This window comes from Hyphomonas sp. UBA3601 (genome assembly GCF_002375605.1).
Classification (GTDB): Bacteria; Pseudomonadota; Alphaproteobacteria; order Caulobacterales; family Hyphomonadaceae; genus Hyphomonas.
On record NZ_DFME01000047.1, the window covers coordinates 33,516 to 39,831 of the forward strand.

General features: G+C 59.5%; 7 protein-coding genes and 1 pseudogene. 3 read left to right on the top strand and 5 right to left on the bottom strand.

The genetic code is table 11. From position 1 onward, the window contains the following. Positions 1–320, top strand: a pseudogene (locus B4F73_RS05660) (hypothetical protein); the annotation flags it as partial. Between the two features lie 36 nt (positions 321–356). Here the strand turns inward: B4F73_RS05660 and B4F73_RS05665 are convergent. Next, the gene (locus B4F73_RS05665; protein WP_034811455.1) at positions 357–1,439 is read right to left on the bottom strand and encodes a site-specific DNA-methyltransferase; all 1,083 of its coding nucleotides are present in this window, start codon (positions 1,437–1,439) and stop codon (positions 357–359) included. Positions 1,440–1,750: 311 nt separating this feature from the next. Here B4F73_RS05665 and adhP point away from each other — a divergent pair, with 311 nt between their 5' ends. Further along, positions 1,751–2,779 (top strand): alcohol dehydrogenase AdhP, encoded by a 1,029-nt coding sequence (adhP, locus tag B4F73_RS05670; RefSeq protein ID WP_206990866.1) that lies wholly within the window; start codon positions 1,751–1,753, stop codon positions 2,777–2,779. Here adhP and B4F73_RS05675 read toward each other — a convergent pair. The 4 genes from B4F73_RS05675 to B4F73_RS05690 form a co-directional block, all read right to left on the bottom strand. After that, the gene (locus B4F73_RS05675; protein WP_290482701.1) at positions 2,776–3,867 is read right to left on the bottom strand and encodes a PA0069 family radical SAM protein; all 1,092 of its coding nucleotides are present in this window, start codon (positions 3,865–3,867) and stop codon (positions 2,776–2,778) included. The two genes, adhP and B4F73_RS05675, sit on opposite strands and share 4 nt — an antisense overlap. A gap of 114 nt (positions 3,868–3,981) precedes the next feature. Then, positions 3,982–4,392: a BLUF domain-containing protein gene (locus B4F73_RS05680; protein ID WP_206990864.1), complete on the bottom strand. Its 411-nt coding sequence runs from the start codon at positions 4,390–4,392 to the stop codon at positions 3,982–3,984. Between the two features lie 74 nt (positions 4,393–4,466). Further along, positions 4,467–5,072 (bottom strand): TIGR04282 family arsenosugar biosynthesis glycosyltransferase, encoded by a 606-nt coding sequence (locus B4F73_RS05685; RefSeq protein ID WP_290482702.1) that lies wholly within the window; start codon positions 5,070–5,072, stop codon positions 4,467–4,469. Next, complete coding sequence (locus B4F73_RS05690; protein ID WP_290482703.1) at positions 5,072–5,755, bottom strand: TIGR04283 family arsenosugar biosynthesis glycosyltransferase; 684 nt, start codon at positions 5,753–5,755, stop codon at positions 5,072–5,074. The genes B4F73_RS05685 and B4F73_RS05690 overlap by 1 nt, the downstream gene beginning before the upstream one ends. A gap of 85 nt (positions 5,756–5,840) precedes the next feature. Here B4F73_RS05690 and B4F73_RS05695 point away from each other — a divergent pair. Further along, positions 5,841–6,316 (top strand): hemerythrin domain-containing protein (locus B4F73_RS05695; RefSeq protein ID WP_206990861.1); only part of this gene is annotated, 476 nt, incomplete at its 3' end.

Consider the following 6,316-nt stretch of genomic DNA (forward strand, 5'->3'; position numbering starts at 1 on the left):
TAGCGATGGCGGGGTCGTTTGACTGGACGCGCCTGTGGTCACCGGAAGAGTTGTCGCAATCCTATGCGCGCGCGATCCAGGCCATGGAGACCAGTCTGGCTGGCTTGATGACGCGCAGCGTGGATGAGGCAGCGCGCGAGACCCTCCTGATCGGGCAGCCGGTGATCCGGGCGATCAATTTCGACCCATTGCTGCCACCGGCGCTCGGAGACCAGGAAGGGTTCCTGCGGATGGCGGACAAGATGCTGGAATACAATCAGATCGGACAGATCTGCTGGCAACGCTATTATGATGCCATAGAAAAAGCGGCGCAGGATTGATCCAGCGCCGCCTTCGTCCAAGGGGTCGGACAGGCGCTAGTTGAGGCCCATTTCCTCGCGGTAGCGTCGGCGCAGCATGTCGATTGGAGCGAGGTTCCGCTTGGGATCCTCATAGTGCCAATAAGTCCAGCCATTACAGGCCGGCGCCTGTTGGACATGTGCGCCGAGGCGGTGGATCGATCCGGTGGACGTGCCGGTGGTCAGCGACCCGTCGACGCGAATGCGTGCCTGATAGCGGCGCTGTGGGCTGAACAGGCGGTCGCCAGGTTTCAGCCAGCCATTTTCCAGTAGTGCGCCGAATGGCACGCGCGGCAGGGATTTCTTGCTGCGCTCCGTTTCGAGCACAGCGCCTTCAATGGGCTCGATAGCCTTCAGGCGGGCCCGCGACAGGCGCGCATAGGTCTCGTCGCGCTCGATGCCGACATAGTTGCGACCGAGGCGTTTGGCAGCGGCGGCGGTGGTCCCGGTGCCGGAGAATGGGTCGAGGACCGTGTCGCCCGGATTGGTCGTTGCCAGCAGGACGCGCTGCAAAAGGCTTTCCGGCTTCTGCGTCGGGTGGGCTTTCTTGCCGTCGTCATCCTTGAGGCGCTCGCCGCCTGTGCAAAGCGGGATCATCCAGTCGGAGCGCATCTGCTTGTCGTCATTGAAGACTTTCAGCGCGTCGTAATTGAATGTGCATTTAGACTGTTCGGACTTTCCGGCCCAGATCAGGGTTTCGTGGGCATTCTGGAAGCGGGTGCCCTTGAAGTTCGGCATGGGGTTCGATTTCAGCCAGATCACGTCATTCTGGATCCAGAAGCCCTGATCCTGCAGGATCGCGCCGACGCGGAAGATGTTGTGGTACGAGCCAATCACCCAGATTGCGCCATCATCCTTCAGGACGCGGCGGCACTCTTCCAGCCACTGGTGGCAGAACAGGTCATAGGCATCGAAGCTGTCGAACTTGTCCCAATCGTCGTCAACACCATCGACCACGGACTGGTCGGGACGGGTCAGACCACCACCAAGCTGGAGGTTGTAGGGAGGGTCGGCAAAGACGAGATCAACCGACCTGTCCGGCAGGCGTGACAGGATGTCGATGCAATCGCCCTGCATGATCACGTTCTTCTGTAATTCCATTGGTTCAGCCCCGCTTGCGCTATGTGTCTTATCGAAGCGCGAATCAGTGCCGGACGCCGGTTTCTGAATCCCTAATTATTGCGCATCCGAATCAGCCCGAAATGTTTCGATATCGAAACTAACCGCAGATTTTCCCTGTGGATAGTGCTGTGGATAAAATCGGGGAAAGCCTGTGAATTGGCAGTGTGTAAGGTGCGGCATGCAAGGCCACATTTCGGAAAAGACCCGTTACCCAGCCAAATTCAGGGTTTGTCCTTATCCCGCTTTCTGAGGCTTTGCCTACACTTCCGGAAAATGGAGGCGAGACGACAATGACCGCAAAAAGCATGAAAGCCGCCGTGGTGCGTGAATTTGGCAAACCGCTGGTGATTGAGGAGGTGAAAACTCCGGAGCCGGGGCCGGGCGAAATTCAGGTGAAGATCGAAGCGTGCGGCGTCTGCCATACCGATTTGCACGCCGCGCATGGTGACTGGCCGGTAAGGCCCAATCCGCCCTTCATACCGGGTCATGAGGGCGTTGGTTTCGTCTCGGGCGTGGGAGCGGGTGTCACGCATGTGAAGGAAGGCGACCGGGTGGGCGTGCCGTGGCTCTATTCCGCGTGCGGGCATTGTGATCATTGCATGGGCGGCTGGGAGACTCTCTGCGAGAGCCAGCGCAATACCGGCTATTCCGTGAATGGCGGGTTTGCCGAATACGCCATAGCGGACCCGAACTATGTGGGGCATTTGCCGGATAATATTCCATTCGTGGAAATCGCACCGATCCTGTGCGCAGGCGTTACGGTCTACAAGGGGCTCAAGGTGACCGACACCAAGCCCGGCGACTGGGTGGTGATTTCAGGCGTGGGCGGTCTTGGCCACATGGCGGTTCAATACGCAAAAGCCATGGGGCGTCGCGTGGCGGCGGTGGATATCGATGATTCCAAGCTTGCTCTCGCGAAACAGCTTGGCGCGGAAGTGACTGTGAATGCCGCCAAAACGGATCCGGCAGCCTTCCTGCGCAAGGAGATTGGCGGAGCACATGGCGCTCTCGTCACGGCCGTGTCAGTGAAGGCCTTTGAGCAAGCGCTCGGCATGGTCAGGCGGGGTGGGACGGTTTCGCTGAACGGATTGCCGCCCGGCGACTTTCCTCTGTCGATTTTCAACATGGTGCTGAATGGGATCACGGTGCGCGGGTCCATTGTCGGGACGCGGCTGGATCTCCAGGAATCGCTGGATTTCGCCAAGCTTGGCGCCGTGAAAGCCCATACGGCAACGGCACGTCTGGAAGAGATCAACAGTGTATTCGACAAGATGCTCGCGGGTGACATCGACGGACGGATTGTGCTCGATTTCTCCTAGATATCGAGGCGCATCTGGCCGCCGTAATCCTCAATGATGCGAAAGAGGTCAGTGCGCAGGGCGCCCCGTGGCTGGTTCATGCCGAGCTTGGCAGCGCAGCGGCCGAAGCGCCGTGAGATGATGTCGGCCACCGGGCCGCCGCCGCGCATCCGTTCATGCCAGTTGGCGTCATAATCCTTGCCGCCGCGCATGTCCCTGATGTGGTTGATCACCCGGGCGGCCCGATCCGGTACATGCTGGACCAGCCATTCATGGAACAGATCCTTGATCTCGTAGGGCAGGCGCAACAGCACATAGCCCGCACGGGTCGCGCCATGATCGGCGGCGGCTTCCAGCAGGTTTTCGATCTCATGATCATTGAGGCCGGGAATGATTGGCGCAGTCATTACGGTTACTTCAATACCTGCGTCGCTGAGGGCGCGGATCGTGTCCAGTCGACGCTGCGGCGTGGCGGCGCGCGGCTCCATCTTGCGTGAGAGCGTGCGATCCAGCGTGGTCAGAGAGATGCCAACTCGTGCAAGCCCTGCTTCGGCCATCGGCGCGATCAGGTCGATGTCGCGCTGGATCAGAGCTGACTTGGTTAAAAGGCTGAGCGGGTGGCGGTGCGCGGACAGAACCTCCAGCAGGCTACGGGTCAGGCGCTTTTCCCGCTCTACGGGCTGGTAGGCATCGGTATTCATACCCATCGCGATGACCCGGGGGATATAGCGCGGCCGCGACAATTCCCGTTTCAGCAGCTCGACGGCATTGTCCTTGAAGAACAGCTTGCTCTCGAAATCGAGCCCTGCCGAAAGCCCGCCCCAGGCATGGGTTGGTCGGGCAAAGCAATAGATGCAGCCATGCTCGCAGCCGCGATACGGATTTACCGTTCTGTCGAACGAGATGTCAGGCGATTTGTTGAAGGTGATGATGGTGCGGGCCGAATCCTTCATCAGAAGGGTCTCCATCCGGCTGTCATCATCCTCAATCGTGCCCCAGCCATCATCAAAGGCCTGGCGTGTTTCGAGCTCGAAACGGCCGGTCTGGTTTGAGATCGCTCCGCGCCCACGCTGCTGGAAGCGTTCTTCAACCTGGCGTGTGTCGATCAAATTTATTCTGCCGGTGGGGGAGAGTTTCTGTCCAGTTCTCATGACCAGAACAGGCCACAGATAACGGAACAAATCAAGAACATAAATTTCGGTGAATGCCGAAAACCTGTGGAATCAAATGCCCTTGAGCGAGCAGAAATTTTCCAGAATTTGGCGGACACGGGCTGGCATCTGGCGGGCCAGGACATCCTGCGTTTCACCGATCTTCTCATATTCATGTCGGCCAGCCAGCGCCGAGGTCTTTCGTCCGGCCATACTCCAGCCGGCAAACATGCGCAGCTCTGCGGATTCAGCCAGAACCGTGGTGACCGAAATATGGCGAGGGTCTTGGACAATACGGTTGAAGACCTCTTCGACGTTCAGTCGTGTGCCTTCCAGCACCTGGAGAAAGTTCAAACCATTATAGATCAGGACCCCCGTTATGTTCCGAGGTGCATTATTGCGGATCGACGCGTCAACAATCGCATCGACATCGGCGGACGTGAGGGCGTCAGACGCAGTGCTGATATAGATCAGTCGATACATGGGCGTCCTGCTCTCTGGGGCCAAGAATTCTGTTGGACAATGCTTTTCCGTTGGGGACGATAACCTGGGTCAAGTTAACGAAGTTTGTTTGCATTCCACCTTCGCCAATCCGGCTCTTCATCCAGATCCTGCAATGTTTCCAACAGTGTCAGGCGAAATGAGGAGGGAAGGTTTGCTTGCACATCAGCGCGTGCATGAGGGCCGGACCAGCGTACATTGTCGAAAAGTGATGGAAGACCGGGGCGTTTGTTCACACCGAAAAGCCAGAAGCCGCCATCATCTGCTGGGCCAAATACGGCATCGTTGCGTTGTAACGCACGAACGGCCTGGCGTAGCAGAGTGGCAGAAATGTCCGGAGCATCGGTGCCAATGAAGAGGACCGGCCCATTCGGCGAGTCGGCGAGGCCTTTGCCAAGTCGCTCGGTCAGCGTGCCTGACCCCTGACTGAAGCGGGGCAGGTGTGGCGGCCAAGTTCCGCCCAGTGTTTCGCCAAGCGCGTAGTCTGGCGCGAGATAGAGGGCCACGTCCAGGCCGCTGGAGCGGACGGCTCGCATGGTGCGGGCGAGCGTGAAATGTGCAATGCGGCGCGCTTCGGTACGGCCCAAACCGGCGGCGAGTCGCGTCTTGGCCAGCCCCATGCGGGGCGGCTTGGCGAAGATGAGGACACGGGTGCGCCGCATCAACGATACGCCTTGGCGAGGATTTCAGGTTTCGCCCCCAACAAGAAACGGGTGAGCAGGAAGGCATTGCTCCAGGCGCGCTTGCGCCAGCCATCGCGCTCATACTTTTCAGCCGAGGTGCGCGCGTCGGCGCTCAGGAGGACAAGCCGTTTCTTGCCGAGGGCCCTTGCTATCATCACGTCTTCCATCAAGGGCACGTCGGCAAAGCCGCCGACCGCATCGTACAGCTTGCGGGAGATCAGCAGACCTTGATCGCCATAGGGCAGGCCGAACATGCGCGCGCGCCGATTGGCGCGAGCTTCCAGCCAGCGGGCGGCGCGATCGTCCGAGCGATATCTCAGTGTGAAAGCCGCGGCCGATTCAGCGCGGCGCTCCATATGGTGGGCGGCGCGTTCAGCCCAGTCGGGCGAGAGATACGTGTCGGCATGCAGAAAGAGCAGCCAGTCGCCGCGTGCAGTGTCGGCGCCGGCGGCGAGTTGCGCGCCGCGACCGCTGGTGCCGGTGATCCACGTCGCGCCGGTGTCCCCAGCAATGCGCGGCGTAGCATCATCAGAGCCGCCATCTGAGACAATCACCTCACGGATCAGCCCCAGCTCAAGCCCCGGCATCAAGGCCTGCAGACACTCCGGCAGGCCGCTGGCGGCGTTCAGTGTGGGAATGATGATCGAGAGCGGTGCGGGCATTTTTTCTCCCTATCAGGCAATCGCATGGCGCGGAACCGGGCAGGGGTTAACGCGTTTGAGAGAAACCAGACAAAGGATCCCTCACATGCCCTCGATTTACGAAACCCTGAAGAAAGACCATGACTCCCATCGCGACCTGTTGGCCCAACTGGCCGAGACAGAAGGCGACTCGTCCAAGCGCCGCAAGCTCTGGAAGGAGTTCTATTACGATGTGGGCGGGCATGCCGCCGCCGAGGAAGAGACATTTTATGCGCCCCTGATGAAGGGCGAGGCGGGCCAGCCGAAGGGCCGTCACTCGGTTGCCGAGCACAAGGAACTGGACGACATCATTCAGGAACTGGATGAAATGGACATGAGTTCCCCTGGCTGGCTGACGCGTTTCAAGACGCTGCGCCATGATTACGAGCATCATATCGATGAGGAAGAGACCGAAATCTTCCCCGTCGCAAAGGACGTGATTGGCCCTGATAAAGATGGCTCGATCGGCGAAGCCTTCCTTGAGCGCAAGCAACGCGAAATGAAGCTGGTTGATCAGAAGGCCGAGGAGGCTCTGGAGGAATA